The organism is Paenibacillus xylanilyticus (assembly GCF_013359935.1).
Taxonomy (GTDB): Bacteria; Bacillota; Bacilli; order Paenibacillales; family Paenibacillaceae; genus Paenibacillus; species Paenibacillus xylanilyticus.
On the sequence record NZ_JABMCB010000160.1, the window covers coordinates 95,062 to 111,329 of the forward strand.

Annotated in this window: 11 protein-coding genes, 1 pseudogene and 1 riboswitch; of the genes and pseudogenes, 10 read left to right on the top strand and 2 right to left on the bottom strand. The window is 46.8% G+C overall.

Annotated features, from left to right (window positions below; all coding sequences use genetic code 11):
* Positions 1 to 64: 64 nt before the first annotated feature.
* Positions 65 to 1,396, bottom strand: coding sequence for an APC family permease (locus HP552_RS06900; RefSeq protein WP_175394835.1), 1,332 nt, complete (start codon positions 1,394 to 1,396; stop codon positions 65 to 67).
* A 260-nt stretch (positions 1,397 to 1,656) separates the two neighbouring features.
* Positions 1,657 to 1,761, top strand: a riboswitch (guanidine-I (ykkC/yxkD leader).
* Positions 1,762 to 1,831: 70 nt separating this feature from the next.
* Here HP552_RS06900 and HP552_RS06905 point away from each other — a divergent pair.
* The 10 genes and pseudogenes from HP552_RS06905 (at position 1,832) to HP552_RS06950 (ending at position 15,705) form a co-directional block, all read left to right on the top strand.
* The gene (locus HP552_RS06905; RefSeq protein WP_175394836.1) at positions 1,832 to 2,554 is read left to right on the top strand and encodes an urea amidolyase associated protein UAAP1; all 723 of its coding nucleotides are present in this window, start codon (positions 1,832 to 1,834) and stop codon (positions 2,552 to 2,554) included.
* A 1-nt stretch (position 2,555) separates the two neighbouring features.
* Positions 2,556 to 3,224 (top strand): urea amidolyase associated protein UAAP2, encoded by a 669-nt coding sequence (locus HP552_RS06910; protein ID WP_175394837.1) that lies wholly within the window; start codon positions 2,556 to 2,558, stop codon positions 3,222 to 3,224.
* Entirely contained in the window at positions 3,217 to 6,837 is a 3,621-nt protein-coding gene (gene uca / locus HP552_RS06915; RefSeq protein ID WP_175394838.1) for an urea carboxylase, read from the top strand. Before HP552_RS06910 ends, uca begins: the two co-directional genes overlap by 8 nt.
* Positions 6,834 to 8,597, top strand: coding sequence for an allophanate hydrolase (locus tag HP552_RS06920; RefSeq protein WP_175394839.1), 1,764 nt, complete (start codon positions 6,834 to 6,836; stop codon positions 8,595 to 8,597). The genes uca and HP552_RS06920 overlap by 4 nt, the downstream gene beginning before the upstream one ends.
* Before the next feature lie 284 nt (positions 8,598 to 8,881).
* Positions 8,882 to 10,351, top strand: a complete 1,470-nt coding sequence (locus tag HP552_RS06925) for a S8 family serine peptidase (RefSeq protein ID WP_175394840.1) — start codon at positions 8,882 to 8,884, stop codon at positions 10,349 to 10,351.
* 347 nt (positions 10,352 to 10,698) lie between these two features.
* Complete coding sequence (locus HP552_RS06930) at positions 10,699 to 11,556, top strand: aldo/keto reductase (RefSeq protein ID WP_175394841.1); 858 nt, start codon at positions 10,699 to 10,701, stop codon at positions 11,554 to 11,556.
* A gap of 161 nt (positions 11,557 to 11,717) precedes the next feature.
* Positions 11,718 to 13,151 (top strand): spore germination protein, encoded by a 1,434-nt coding sequence (locus HP552_RS06935; RefSeq protein ID WP_175394842.1) that lies wholly within the window; start codon positions 11,718 to 11,720, stop codon positions 13,149 to 13,151.
* Positions 13,152 to 13,192: 41 nt separating this feature from the next.
* Positions 13,193 to 14,359, top strand: a pseudogene (locus tag HP552_RS06940) (Ger(x)C family spore germination protein).
* A gap of 12 nt (positions 14,360 to 14,371) precedes the next feature.
* Entirely contained in the window at positions 14,372 to 14,599 is a 228-nt protein-coding gene (locus HP552_RS06945) for a hypothetical protein (RefSeq protein ID WP_175394843.1), read from the top strand.
* Positions 14,600 to 14,610: 11 nt separating this feature from the next.
* On the top strand, positions 14,611 to 15,705 hold the full coding sequence (locus HP552_RS06950) for a GerAB/ArcD/ProY family transporter (RefSeq protein ID WP_175394844.1): 1,095 nt from the start codon (positions 14,611 to 14,613) through the stop codon (positions 15,703 to 15,705).
* 53 nt (positions 15,706 to 15,758) lie between these two features.
* Here HP552_RS06950 and HP552_RS06955 read toward each other — a convergent pair whose 3' ends face one another.
* Complete coding sequence (locus HP552_RS06955) at positions 15,759 to 16,160, bottom strand: collagen-like protein (RefSeq protein ID WP_175394845.1); 402 nt, start codon at positions 16,158 to 16,160, stop codon at positions 15,759 to 15,761.
* Positions 16,161 to 16,268: the final 108 nt, after the last annotated feature.

Here is a 16,268-nt window from a genome sequence, read left to right on the forward strand (position 1 = left end):
GAATTTGACATTCGGGTTCTTTTTACTGTACAGACGGGTGAAACCTCCGAATAAATGTTTGGGGTTACATCGCTTCTTCAATTTCAGGCAGCGCGTTTTGTGCTGATGTGCTTCTGATGCGCTGATTCACATACAGAACCAGGCCCACAACGATCCATCCCGTGCCGAGCAGCAGTGAGGAAGCTTCAAGTTGAGTGATGAGATATAAAATGAATAGGGCTCCTAACAAAGGAAAAACCATTCGTAGAACCCAGTCCTGTACACTGCGCTTTTTCTCACGAATCATATAATGACAGATGACGGAGAGATTGACGAACAGGAAGGCAGTTAGTGCACCAAAACTGACAAACATGATGGCTGTCTCAAGACTGATGAACAATGCAGCCAGCGAAATGGCACTGACCAGCACGATATTGAATACTGGCGTACGGAACTTGGGATGGATTGAACTGAATTTCCGTGGCAGCAAGGAGGATCTTCCCATGACAAACAGCAGCCTCGAAACAGTTGTCATGGAGGACATGCCCTGCGCCAGTACGGAGAAAATGACGACAAAGGTAAAGATGGATGCAAGTGTTCCTCCACCAATGACCTGCATTAATTCGAATCCTGCGGAGTCCATATGTGTAAACGTGAAGGAAGGGTACATTTGTTGAATCAAATAAGCCGTTGCGAAGTACATAATGCCTGCAACACTGACGATAATTAGAATGGCCCGAGGTATCGTTTTTTCGGGTTTACGTGTTTCTTCTGCCATCGTTGTAATGGAATCAAAGCCAAGGAATGAAAAACAGACGAGAGAAGCACCGGCCATTACCGCGGAGAAAGGAACGCCTTCTACCGAATGAAGGGGATTGAATCCTGCTGACACCCCTTGGGTCATGGCTTTGTATACAAGAAAGGCGCAAAAAGCTGCTATAAAAATGATCTGCATCAGCACGAATATTTTGTTGACGTTTGCGGACGTTTTGATGCCGATCACATTGATGGTCATCACAATAAGGGTGAGCAGCACAATCCAGACTGCTGAAGGGATGGAGGGAAACTGGGCATGAAGATTAATGCCAAACATGAGAACAGCTACAATGCAGGAAAACAGATAATCGAGTAGAATCACCCAGCCGACCAAAAAGCCGATAAAGGGGTTCATCGCCTGACTTACATAAGTGTATGCCGAACCGGACACGGGGAAAGCTTTGGCCATTTGTCCATAGCTGGCTGCCGTAAATAAAATGGCTACAAAAGCAAGGACGTAGGCAGCGAGCAGCATTCCTTGAGATCCTTCATGAAGCACGCCAAAACTTGTAAAAAAAATCATGGGAGACATCCAGGCCAGCCCCATGGTCACCACATGGCTCAAGGAGAGATTTCTTTTGAGTGTTATATTTTGTGACATTACAGAACCTCCTTCAATATCGAAAATGATACAACGTTTAGCTATGTCATGACACTTCACATTCTTGCAGGGGTTTTATTAAAAATCAAGTTATTTTTTCGAAGATATACGAACGTTCGTTCATTTTCTATAGTAGTATTTTCGTCATTTTGAGCGGATTAAGAAATAAACACAAACGAAATGGACTGTTTTTTAGTTTTTTTCAAAAAAACTATTGTGAAATATGATATTTGATGTTAGTATTCATAACATGAATTGCATACAATGTTTTCTAGGGTTCCGAGCCGTACACGGCTGACTGGTCCGAGAGAAAACGCATGGGGTATATAACCTGATGTACACGGCGGGATAAAAGCCCGGGAGAATCGATCAAAGAGCAATCTTTGATGTTTCTCCCGGGCTTTTTTCTATACTTTTCTACAGGAGGAATGAACAATGACACCCATATTTACGATGACAATGCAGCCTGGCAGCAAATGGTCTGCCCATGTAGGAAGAGGAAAAGCGATCACATTAACGGCAACAGGTGATCGGGCCAACGTATCAGCATTGTTATTCCATACTCTTGATGCGGCGGAACGCTATAACATGCCTGATACGCTGAAAGCCCAACATACCGCTTATTTGACGACAGGCAATGTACTGATGAGCGATCAAGGGAAGGTGCTTGCTTCCATTACGGAGGATACGGTCGGCTGGCATGATCCATTATCGGGATATACGACACGTGAGGCTACCGATGAGAAATACGGGAAAACAACTTATCAGACTCAGCGCAACGACTGGTTGAGAAGCGGGGAAGAGAACTTCAAGGTGGAACTATTCCGGCATCATCTGTCGCCGCGAGACATCGCGGTTCCGATCAACTTTTTCTCCAAGGTCGTATGCGAGCTGGATGGAACGATGAAGTACACGTCACAAGAAACGACAGAACGCTCGGTTACGATCCGCACGGAAATGGATATTCTGCTTGTGCTATCGAATACGCCGCATCCGCTGGATCCTTCAGGGCAATATCCTGATGCAAGCATTATCGTTTCGGTGTCCGATGCCGAACCGGTATCTGAACTGGACTCATGCGTCATGCACTGTGATGAGAATCGGAGAGCGTTTGAAAATACATGGAATGCCTATGCTTTGCTGAAGGGGGCCAACTAATATGAGTACCATTCAACCAGTACAGAGTCAAATGCAGACGGAGAAAGCTATGTATGAACACGTGATTCCTGCCGGTGACGGCTGGTTACATGATCTGCTGCCAGGGCAAATCCTGCGCATTGTCGATATGGAAGGCAATCAGGCCGTTGATACACTATTCTATTCCACGGAAGATCCGACCGACCATTACAGCGCCGTACGCACGATTACCCACCAGGGGAATCTGTACTTGACGACAGGTTCTACATTGCTCACCGAATCAGGCAAAGAGTTGTTGCGGATTACGGCTGATACTTGCGGCAGGCATGATACGATTGGCGGCGCGTGCTCAGCACAGAGCAATACGGTTCGCTATGCACACGATACACTTCCGATGCACAATTGCCGCGACACTTTCATGCTGATGCTCTCTCAGCGAGATGAATACACCAAACGGGATCTCGCCCCTAACGTTAACTTTTTCATGAATGTGCCGGTTACGCCCGAAGGGGAACTAACATTTGCGGACGGCATTTCCGCACCGGGTCGTTACGTTGAGCTGCTTGCCCTGGCTCCGGTAACGGTTCTAATCAGCAACTGCCCACAGTTGAACAATCCATGCAATGCCTATAACCCCACTCCGGCCAAAGTGCTTATCTGGGACGCAGAAGGAGCGAACGCCAATGTTTAAAAAAGTATTGATCGCCAATCGTGGTGCCATTGCGGTACGCATTATCCGAACTTTGCGTCAGATGGGCATTTCCAGTGTAGCCATCTACACCAAGGCAGACCGCGATAGTGTTCATGTTGAGCTTGCAGACGAAGCAGTGCTGATCGGTGAAGGTCCTGCGAGAGAGAGTTACGTTAACGCTGACTTGGTCCTCCAGACCGCTCTGGAAGCAGGGGCAGACGCCATTCATCCTGGCTACGGATTTTTGAGCGAGAACGCAGGCTTTGCCAAAGCATGTGCAGAACAGGGCATTGCTTTTATCGGTCCCTCTCCCGAGCATATTGAGCTATTTGGCTTAAAGCATACCGCACGAGCGATGGCGGCGGAAGCGGACGTACCTTTGCTGCCAGGCACGGGTCTAATGCATTCTCTGGAGGAAGCCGTTCAACAGGCTGAAGAAATCGGTTATCCCGTCATGCTGAAATCAACGGCTGGTGGTGGTGGGATTGGCATGCGGGTCTGCGAAAGCGAAGAGGTATTGAAGGAAGCGTTCGAATCGGTATCTCGCCTGGCATCCGCCAATTTTAATGACGGCGGTGTGTTTCTCGAAAAATATATTGCGCGTGCGCGTCACGTCGAGGTTCAAATTTTCGGCACAGGTAACGGCGAAGCGTTGGCTTTGGGGGAGCGGGACTGCTCGGTACAGCGGCGCAATCAGAAAATTATCGAGGAAACCCCGGCATCTAACTTGCCAGATGTCATTCGGCAAGAGATGCATGAATGTGCCCGAAGACTGGCGATTTCCGCAGGTTATCGTAATGCGGGCACGGTGGAGTTTTTGTACGATCCCGAAGAGCAGCAATTTTACTTCCTGGAAGTGAACACAAGGCTTCAAGTAGAGCATGGGGTGACGGAAGAGGTACTTGGCATTGATTTGGTGGAATGGATGGTCAAGGAAGCTGCGAATGAATCTGGTTCTTTGAACGTTTCGGTCCCCGCGCCAACAGGGCACAGTTTGCAAGTGCGCTTGTATGCAGAGGATTGCATGAATGATTTTCGGCCAAGCGATGGACGTATCGACGCTATTAACTGGCCAGAGAACGTGCGAATCGAGAGCTGGATTCAGCCTGGATTAATCGTTACTACGCTGTATGATCCGATGCTTGCCAAATTGATCGTACATGCTAACACACGCAGCGAAGCAATAGACAAAATGAAGGATGCACTGCGTCAGCTCAGGGTGTATGGTGTAACGACCAATCAGTCTTATATTGAAGCATTTCTGCACAGCGATTCATTCAAAAGTGGAGAAGTGCATACCCGAATGCTTTCTGGCTTTAAACCAATGGAGTATGCGATCGAAGTATTGGATGGCGGTGTTCAGACAACCGTACAGGACAGTCCTGGAAGAATTGGCTATTGGGATATCGGTGTACCGCCATCCGGTCCGATGGATCAGCTTGCTTTTCGCATAGGCAACAGGCTGTTAGGCAATGACGCACAAGCGGCCGGACTGGAAATGACACTTCGCGGGGGATCGTACCGCTTCAGGGATGAAATCACCTTTTGCTTAACCGGGGCTGACATGCATGCCGAACTGGATGGTGTTATCGTTGAACCGTACACGCCGACAATAGCATCCCTTGGTTCGGTGCTGACCTTGGGCGAAGCCAAACAAGGCATGCGGACATATTTGCTCGTATCCGGCGGTCTCGATATGCCGCTCACTCTGGGGAGTGCAGCTACATTTACTTTGGGCGGATTCGGTGGACATCGCGGAAGTGCGCTGCGAACAGGCGCTGTGCTTCGGGTGTGCGAAGAAAAAGGAACTCTTGGCGCACTTGCACCTCTAGCGCCTGATCGGAGGCCCGAATACAATAACGAATGGACGATTGGCGTAATACCAGGACCACATTGTACCGACGAATACGTGCTTCCGGCCTATCTGGATCAGTTGACCGAGACCACATGGGAAGTGCATTTCAACAGTTCCAGAACAGGCGTCAGATTAGTTGGTCCGGCTCCGCTGTGGGCAAGAACCGACGGTGGAGATGCAGGACTGCATCCTTCCAATATACACGACAATGCTTATGCTGTGGGTGCATTGGATTTGACGGGTGATATGCCGATTCTGCTTGGTCCGGATGGTCCCAGCCTTGGTGGTTTCGTCTGCCCGGTCACAACGGCGACCGCAGAATTGTGGAAGCTCGGCCAATTAAGCCCGGGAGACAAAGTCCGCTTCCGACTCATGACCGTTGAGGAAGCTGAACAGTTGAGAGCGGAACAAGAGCTATATTTAAGAGAACTGGGTGGTCAGCTGCCGTTTCCCGTTTTACCCGAAACCTCTACTGGTGAGTATATGCCGATATTAGCCCAAGCGGTAGAAGGCCGACGCTTCTCTATTACCGTACGCTGCTCTGGTGATGAAAATATTTTGGTCGAGTATGGCGAACGCGAATTGAACCTGTTATATCGTTTCCAGGCTTACGTGCTAATGGAAACGATCAAACAGGATGGAAACATTCCATATATCGAGTTGACTCCAGGTATTCGCTCTCTGCAAATCCATCTGGATGCTTCCCGCATGACGGTAAAAGAAGCGGCTGCCCTAATCATGGATTTGGATCTGCAGCTTCCGGAACTGGAAACGATTGAAGTGCCTTCGCGAATCGTCAAATTACCGTTGTCCTGGGATGATCCGGCCACCCAACTTGCTATCGAACGGTACCAGCAAAATGTTAGACCAGATGCACCGTGGTGCCCTAGCAACCTGGAGTTTATCCGGCGGATGAATGGACTTGGATCACTGGAAGAGGTAGCGGAGATCGTGTTTAATGCTTCCTATCTCGTTATGGGACTTGGAGACGTGTATCTTGGTGCTCCGGTAGCCGTACCGCTGGACCCACGCCATCGACTTGTAACAACCAAATATAACCCGGCACGGACATGGACTCCGGAGAATGCCGTCGGCATTGGCGGCGCATATCTCTGTGTATATGGTATGGAAGGCCCAGGCGGATATCAGTTCGTTGGTCGTACAGTACAAATGTGGAACTCGTTTAGAGAAACAAGCAATTTCGAAGCAGGGAAACCATGGCTGCTGCAGTTCTTTGATCAGCTTCAGTTCTATCCAGTTTCGGAAACAGAGCTGCTGAACATGCGTGAGGAGTTTCCGCGTGGAGGCTTCGCTCTGGAGGTGGAAGAAACCACTTTTCATTTGGGAGCGTATCTGGATTGGCTGGGAACCATTGAAAACGAGTCGGGCCATTTCCGTCAGCAGCAGCAGAGCGCGTTTCAGGCTGAACGAAATTACTGGAAGGAGCTTGGTATTGCCGAGTATGTATCCGAGCCTGAAGCAGCGGCTGCAATGGAGGAAGTGGAGATGCCGGAAGGAAGTCTGGGCATGAGCAGTTCCATGTCGGGAAGTGTATGGAAGGTGCTGGTTGAGCAAGGACAGGAAGTTCGAAAGGGCGACACCATTATAATAGAAGAAAGTATGAAAATGGAGTTCCCGCAGCTCGCTCCAACGGATGGAATCATCGCTTCCATTTATGTATCGCCGGGAGATCAGATTAAGTCGGGGGACTGGATTGCTGCCATCATCCCAACGAGTAAGGAGGAGGTTGCATCATGACGGTACATGCGATCCCGAAAATCATGACAATTGAAGCACTCCGCACAGGTTATCTTCGAGGAAGCTTCACACCTTTGGAAGTCATAGAGAGCATTGTCCAGCGAGCACGGGATTCAGAAGACTATCATGTCTGGATCACCCCCCCGTCACTGGAGCTTATAGCTCCATATCTGGTCAATATTCAACATATGTCCGTTACCGAATATCCACTGTGGGGCATTCCGTTTGCAATCAAAGATAACATCGAGGTTCGGGGCTGGCCTGTAACGGCTGGATGTCCCGAGTTCTCATCAATCTCCGAACAACATGCGATTGTGGTGGAAAGATTGATCGCCGCAGGGGCCATTCCTGTCGGTAAAACCAACCTGGATCAATTCGCCACAGGGCTGGTTGGTACGAGAAGTCCTTACGGTGAGACGCATAACGCATTACGGCCTGAACTTATCAGCGGAGGATCAAGTTCAGGTTCAGCGGTAGCGGTGGCGCTTGGGCAAGCAGCTTTCTCGCTGGGCACGGATACTGCCGGTTCGGGCAGGATTCCGGCCGCACTGCATGGTCTGATTGGTTACAAGCCTGCTGTAGGTGCTTGGCCATCCACCGGTTTGGTGCCTGCATGCCGCAGCATTGATTGCATTACCGTGTTTGCGCATGATTTGGAAGATGCCGTTGCAGTTGACCGGACGGTACGTGGCCCGCACAGTGAAGATCCCTTTTCGAAAGATCGTCCTTTGGGTCCGACTCGGGCACCTGCCAAGTGGTTGCTCCCCCAGGGAAAGCTGAACTTTTTTGGTCCATTCGCTGAGGCATACGAAACTGCCTGGCTAACAGCCAAACAAACCATGCTGCAGTCGGGGTTAAACGTGGAAGAGGTCGATATCTCTTTGCTGCAAGAAGCAGCAGCACTTCTGTATGAAGGACCGCTTGTTGCTGAACGCTGGGCAGATCTGGAGATGTTCGTCGAGCAGCATCCTGGGACGCTGTTTCCCGTGACGGAGAATATCCTTCGAACAGGCAGCAAGGAGACGTTTACAGCTGCTGCACTATTTCGTGCACAGCACCGACTGGCTGAAATTCGGCGCAGCACGGAAGAGCTGCTGCAGAATGCCGTCCTTATACTGCCAACCTGCGGAGGAACGTGGACAAGAGAACAGGTGTGTCAAGACCCGGTCCAAACCAACAGCCAAATGGGGCTGTACACGAACCACTGCAATTTGCTCGATCTAAGCGCCATCGCTATTCCGGCAGGCAAAGTGGCAGAGGATATGCCTTTTGGAATAACGCTGTTTACACTGCCTGAGCATGAAGCTGCCATGGTTGAAGCGGCAAAAATGGTTGAGCAATACCAGGAACGTATCCTGGTTGCTGTATGTGGCCTGCATATGAGGGGCATGTCACTGGAACCCCAGATGACTAGTTTCGGCGCTTTCTTTGTGGAGGAAGCACAAACGGCACCGGCATATCGGTTGTACAAACTGGATACGAATCCTCCAAAGCCGGGCCTGGTGCATACACATGAAAATGGTGAAGCCATTGAACTGGAGCTCTGGAGCATGCCACTTTCCTCCTTTGGTGCGTTTACTGCAGCCATCCCGGCTCCATTGGGCATGGGTAAAATCCAGCTGTATGACGGCAGGGTAGTGTCGGGCTTCATTTGCGAAGCATCAGCTGCTCAGGATGGGGTGGACATGACACAGCTAGGTGGATGGAGAAACATCGTTTTAGGTGATTTAGAAGAAACCAAGCAGGCGTCTAATGTTTAAAGCAGGTTGTATGGTTTACGACTGTTAGAGATGCTGTCTGTTTCCACCGTTAACCGTTTCCTGTATTTCACCGGGGAGCGGTTTTGTTTTACAGAAAAAGCAGGGTGAAGATGGAACATGGTGAATATATACATAGCACAGGAGTCGGATTTTTTACGAATGGAGAGCTAAACGTTGTTTTTCCTGTTTAAAACATGAGGATGTTAAATTACTAGGTTTCATAAGTTACCACAGTATTTATTATGTAAACTAAATTCATACGGTTTAATAAGGAGATAACGATTATGGAAGGTAACATTCCTGATCCGACATGGGCAAGACTAGGTTTTAGGGAACCGCCTGATTTTAATCACTCAGGACAAAATATTGGAATTGTAATTATTGATAAAATTAAGCCCCATCATACGATTCGACATTTAGGTCATCGGATCAAGCAGGTCACCGTCCATGATGACTTGTCTATAGAATGCAGCAATGTTGCGCTAGAACCTCCCCCGGAGAAAGATGTGGAAATGGGTGTACATGGCTTACAAACTGTACTTGCTCTATCACATATGCCATTTGTGATCGGGGGACAAACGCATGTAGGACTAGCACCTGCAGCGAACTATATTGTGCTCGATCATGGAGCATTCACGGAGGGTGAAGGAGAGCGTTTAAAAAGAGGAATGGATTGGATATTAACGGAACAAACCGAATGGAATATTAAAATCATTTTATGTATGGGTTGGCAGGCTTCAGATCATATTGTTCACCTAAACCATACCCAGGAGAACTCTACAGTTCAAGCTTTGGATTCTGCGCTCCAGCAAGGCATACTTGTGATTTGCTCCAACGGCAATACAAGATTAGGCAACATCATGCCACCTATCGATTACTTTACCGTGGGTGGCTACAATGATCGTGGAAAAGCAAATCGTCATTTGCATGTCCCCTACCCTGATGAACCTTTTGGCAGAAATGGTGACGGACACTATAGACCTGATATTTTAGCTCCAAGAGTATATTTAACGATTCCATTCTGTGAATCCAAAGAGAAACCTGAGAAAATATCGTATTATTGGGGTACTTCTGGTGCTGCAACGCTTGTAACAGGTGCTGCTGCATATTTGTTTTCTAAATACCCTGAAATAAGCTCAAAAGACCTGCGTAGGTTACTAATTGAGTTCGGAGATCCATTAATCGAATATGACAATAATGCCCCAAGAATAAATGTCGGTAGAGTTACTAATAGCTTGGAGATGGGGGATAAGCTCCCAAAAAGTAAAAGTATAAATTGCTTACCAAGCGTTAAAACGATTGCCCAAGCATCTATTCATTCTTCGGATGAGATCGAGAGAGGGTTAGCTCTAACCAGTCTTGTTCAACGTCAACAATGTACTCGTCAAGATTTATGGAAGTTCACTGAAGATGATTCCTCCGTCGTTAGAAAAATTGCCGTATTCGCCTTAATTAAACCGGAAAATGAACAGGAGAGAGCAACGTTCTGGGAGAGATTAAGCGCAGAAAGTGAGGGTGGGGTCCGTGGCTGGTATGCGTATGGATTGTTACAAGATGCAGACGAAGTGGAAGCTCCCAAATGGATTCCATGGTCTACAGATACGAACTGGGCAGTGCGTTGGTGTGTGAGTGAATACTTATCCCAATATACGGATTTCTTACCCCAACTGGAAAAAACTCATGATCCGGATTTGATCCAAGATAAGGCGTTAGCTGTACTTCAATGGTTAAGCAGCTACAGATCATTAGAGTAATTAGTTAGTCACATTACAAGAAAGAACAGATTGCTCAGCATCATATGGAAGGCAAGCCGAACTCAAATTGGCTTGCCTTTTCGATATGCAGTAACATTGACTGAGAGGTGTTGAGAGGAATAGGCAATCATTTGAGACAAATGAGATAACGGTTGCTCCTTCGATTGGTGCATAATACGAATAAGCAGAGCATGGATTGATTATTCGAGGGATTGTTGCTGTAGAAAATATGAAATGACATTATCCCAATAATATAAGAGAAAGGGCCGAGGAAGGCATTTGAAGAACGGAAGACTTTCCGATCATTCATGAAACATGCTTTCAACTAATCATGAGGAGGAATTGAAATGGAATATGTAACTTTAAATAATGGGGTAAAGATGCCGATTCTAGGATATGGAGTGTATCAAATTCCAGATCAGGCTGAATGCGAAAAATGTGTGCTTGATGCGATAAGTGTAGGTTACCGTTCCATTGATACTGCACAGGCTTACCGAAATGAAGAAGCAGTGGGCCGAGCCATCAAGAAAAGTGGAGTGCCGAGAGAAGAGTTTTTCATCACGACCAAAGTCTGGATTTCCAATGCAGGCTATGAAAAAGCAAAAGCATCCATTGAGGAATCCCTGAGAAAACTCCAGCTCGACTATCTGGATTTGCTCCTGATCCATCAGCCATTCAATGATTATTATGGGACATACCGTGCAATGGAAGAATACTATAAGGCTGGTAAAATCAAAGCGATCGGTGTAAGCAACTTCTATCCGGACAGATACATCGACCTGGTTCAGTTCAGCGAGGTAGTGCCGGCTGTTAATCAGGTAGAAACCCATGTGTTCAACCAGCAGGTCAAAGCTCATGAAATTATGAAAAAATACAATACGCAGATTGAATCCTGGGGTCCTTTTGCAGAAGGGAAAAACGATCTGTTCACCAATGCTACGCTGCAAGAGATTGGTGATCAATACAATAAGTCGACAGCTCAAGTTGCTTTACGCTTCCTGATTCAGCGAGGAGTAGTGGTCATTCCGAAAACAGTCAATAAAGACAGAATGGAACAAAACTTTAATGTTTTTGATTTTCAATTAACCTCGATGGATATGGAAAAGATAGCTGCGCTGGATACAGAACAAAGCGCCTTTTTCTCCCACTATGATCCACAAACCGTTGAATTCTTAACGGATTACGGTAAAAAAGGTTTGGAATAAGGTCAAACTCTATACTACTTTGAAGACCGTCCTGCTGGACGGTCTTTTTGCCATATAAGGGTATAATCTTACGGCTAATGCTGCAAGCACGAAGATAAGAACGTTTTGTTTATTATTTCATTTAGTACCAATACTACATAAATGAGGGGGATTGGTACTAAATGAAGCCCGAATTTTCCAACCAAATTTGCCAAAATATCGATCTCATTTGTGACTTCATGGGAAACAGTTCCGATGTTGTGGTTCGTGAAATTGCGATCGGCAGCAACCACGCCGCACTTTTTTATTTGGATGGAATGACCGACATGCAGAAGGTACAGGACAACGTAATTCGTCCGCTGCATGAGTGCTCCTCTTCTGATGAGATCACGTTAACGTTCATAAAGGATGGCATTTTAGATGTCGGTGAAGCAAGTCTGATTCAGAGCTTTGAAGATGCGTTGGATCAAATCCTTTCGGGTGGAGTTCTTCTGTTATTGGACGGTATGAATGAGGGTTTGATCATTGCTTTGCCTGGATGGGAAGAACGCAGCATTACGGAATCGAAGGCGCAGCCTGTTATCAGAGGTCCGCAAGAATCGTTTACGGAAACGTTACGCACGAATACGACAATGGTTCGCCGCAGAGTGAAGGATACAAGAGTTAGGCTGACAAACGTCAAAGTTGGTCAAAAAACAAAGACGGACATTTCGGTCATGTATATGCATGGAATTGCTGATCAGGACATGGTGCAGAGCATGATATCCAGATTAAAGAACATGCGTGTAGATCGTGTACTTGAAGGTGAGTACCTCGAAGAATGTCTTGTTGAGAATAAACAGTTGACGATTTTCCCGATATTTTATAATTCAGATCGTCCTGATTCTATTGCAGCTGGAGTGATGGAGGGAAAAATTGCGATATTTGTGGATGGAACTCCCTTCGTAATCCTTGCACCTGCGGTATTTGTTGATTTCATTCAATCCGCGGAGGATTACTATCAGTCCTATATTTACAGCAGTATTATTCGAATATTAAGGTACATCTGCCTGGCCATATGCATGTTGGCCCCTGCCATATATGTAGCGTTAACGACGTTTCATCAGGACATGATCCCAACGGTTCTATTGTTAAGTTTATCCGCGCAACGTGAAGGAGTACCATTTCCGGCATTTGTCGAAGCGATGATCATGGAGGTGATTTTTGAGATCCTGAGAGAGGCTGGTCTACGTATGCCACGGACGGTCGGTCAGGCAGTTTCCATCGTCGGATCCATTGTAATCGGCCAGGCAGCCGTAGAAGCAAACATCGTTTCGGCTGTTATGGTTATCGTTGTAGCCATTACTGCGATTTCCAGCTTTGTTATTCCCTCATATACGATGGCCATTCCAATCCGGATATTACGGTTCGCTTTTATCGGACTAGCCGCGATGTTTGGGGTGTACGGATTGACTATTGGCCTTCTCATTCTCTTGGTACACTTGAATAGCCTTCATTCCTTCGGTGTACCGTATATGAGTCCATTCGCCAATTATAATTCGTCTAAGCAGAGGGATGCCATATTGCGTTTTCCATTTAGCAATAAAACAAATCAACACAAAAAACAAAAGGAGTAAGCCCAATGAACTCGTACCGATCTGCCATATTCACACTGATGATGTACACCTTGATGATGATCGTTGTTACGGGTTGTTGGAATAGTAAGGAATTAAACGAAATATCCGTTGTGATGGCTATGGGCATTGATACTGTAGATGACCAATATGAAATCAGTCTGCAAGTAGTTGACCCCTCACAAATGTCTCGTAATCGAGCTATGGAACGAACGCCGACGATCGTTTTCTCAAGCCGCGCCAATACGCTATTTGAAGCCCTTCGAAAACTCACAACGGAATCATCCCGGAAAATGTATTTGTCTCACTTGAAGTTTGTAATCTTTGGCGAGGAAACGGCAAAAAAGGGCATTAAGGAGCCGCTGGATTTTCTGTTCCGCGATCATGAAGTGCGGCCTGATTTTCATCTGGCCGTTGTCAGAGGGAGTTCGGCTAAGGAAGCCGTTACTTTTGTTGCTCCTACCGAGGTTTTGCCTGCTATGGATATGTATAAAGCTTTGAATGTGTCCGAGAAAACATGGGCGCCCACTTCCGCAGTCAATGTTAAAGATATTTTGCAGCGTTTAACGAAAGAAGGCATAGAACCGGTTCTTACGGGTATTCGATTGCACAATTTAGAAAAAGGCCTGAGCACTGATAATGTGACCAAGTCACCTCAACATGTGAATTATTCATTTACCGGGATTGGCGTGTTTCAGGGTGACCGGCTGATCGGCTGGATGGACGAATCCAAAAGCAAAGCCTTTACCTACATATCCAACCGTGTTTCCAGTACAGTCTCTTCCATTAGTTGTCCGAATCAAAAAGGGACGTTTGCATTTGAAGTCATACGTAACAAAGTTAAAATTGTTCCACATATAAAGAATCACGAACCGCACATTACTCTTGTTGTGGATACAGAAGCCAACATTGGGGAGGTCGAATGCAAAGCAGACCTTATGGATGAGACGACGTTCAATGATTTTCAAGAAGCAGCCAGAAAGGAACAAGAAAAAATCTTGAAGGAAGGCATTCGGAATGCGTAGCAGATCGGTTCGGATATATTCGGGTTTGGAGAAGTATTTCATCAAAAGTTTCCACATGAATGGCATGAATGGAAAGCGGACTGGAAGCAAAAGTTTCAAACACTCGAGGTGAATCTTGATCTCCGCTATCATTTAAACCGTCTTGGAAAAATTACAAATCCTATGGATTCGGATTCGCACAATTAGGAGTGAACGTATATGCAGTATGTGATTCTTGTAGTTGTGATCCTTACCATGTCATATGAGTTTCGAAATTTGAAGGAGAAGCATTACATACGTGAGATCGTATATAGTTCGGTACTGTTGACTATAGGCGTTATATTGATCGTCCTGGAAATTGCCAACATGAAACTGCCGAGTCCACTGATGGGTATTCGAATCCTATTTCAACCGGTAAGCCAGTTCTTTGTAAACATATTATCTTAGGGGGTAATGGAGTGAATACCAAGTTGACCGTTCGACAGGCTATTACATGGTTTGCACTGTATCAAATCGGAAGCGCCTATCTAGTGCTCCCGGCTGCCCTTAGTTCTGTCGCTAAACAGGATGCTTGGCTTTCCATTCCTCTTTCCCTGCTGTTCCATCTGTTATTTATCCCGTTATATACCTCCATCGTCAGAAAAATGCAGGTAAGGTCCTTCGTGGAGTATCTCCGCTGTCTCTTCGGTCCTTTGGGCGGAACGATAGCCACCGTTTTCATAGTTTGTTACCCCTTTCTTGAGTGTGTCATGACGCTTCGAAACCTAGGCGACTTTGTCACGACATCCATTATGCCGGAAACTCCCTATGATGCCGTATATTTCATTATGCTTATAGCCGTTTATTTCGCCGTTAAGTCGGGTCCAGTTGTTATTGGCCGTTGTGCGGAGATTCTGTTCTTTTTCCTTCTAGCCTTGTTTCTATTGGTCAGGATTACTCTTCTTCCTGGGTCAGAGCCTAACAATCTGCTTCCTATTTTGGAAAATGGGTTGAAACCTGTCGTTCTCGCATCCATTAATTTATTGGCGTTTCCCTATTTGGAAGCGATCCTGTATCTTTTCTTTGCACATCACTTTTCGGATCCAAAACAGTGGAGAAAGTCGGTGATAGCAAGTGCTTTGATTAGCGGAGTGATGTATTTTTTCATGGTTCTGCAAATCATCACAGTGATCAGCGCGGGTGTAGTGGCGGATTTGACGTTTCCCACATTTTTTATTGATCGAACCATCAGTATCGGCGAGTTTCTTCAACGATTTGAAATCATCCTTGCAGTGGTCTGGTTCGTTACCATTTTCTTTCGACTTGCGCTGCTGCTGTATATTTCTTCGCAAGGACTTGCAGAGGCTTTTCGACTTCGAAGTGCTAACGCTCTGCTAGTTCCGCTGGTGCTGATTGTATTAGCTATGGCTGATTTCATTTGGCCAAACATTTCATTTATCATTGAGTTCAATCAAATATGGCCCTACTACGCCATGATCTTCGGCATTGTGTTCCCTATTGTGCTATGGTTGACTGGCAAGATGAGAGGATCATTAGACTCGATCAAAAAGTAGAGCAAGTAAAATACCCTGTATGCGGAGTGATCCGCAAGCAGGGTAATGAAGTACTAAAAACAGCTAAACGAACTGATTCGCTGCAGATCAATGCCGCTGTACAGCCAGAAGAAACCATTCCAACGGAAGCCAGCCACCGAATTTCTGCCGACAAATACCGGATACATCCAGAAGCCGGGCCCCTGATTCGGCCATATATACGTGTAGCGGAACAGACAACCGGATATTGCTCTCGGATCTACTGCAAACAACGAAGGGGATTGCTGTGGAATGAATGAAGGTGGTGGCCCAGGGGGGGGCTGCACACCTTGGGGTCCGCCGCCTCCGCCTCCAGGGAACGATGGAGGACCAGGTGTTCCTCCGGGACCGCCAGGACCACCTGGTCCGAAAATCCCTCCAGGACCTCCAGGTCCACCAAATCCTCCGCCGGGTCCAAAAGGGGGTAAAAATGTCATACAGCATCACTCCTGTTCATTAGTCTGGTGTATAGTATGTAGGCATTTGAGCAGGGGGAATGGGTGAGAGCCCATTGATGGCCGTAAATTAGTGGCTTTTTGGAAATA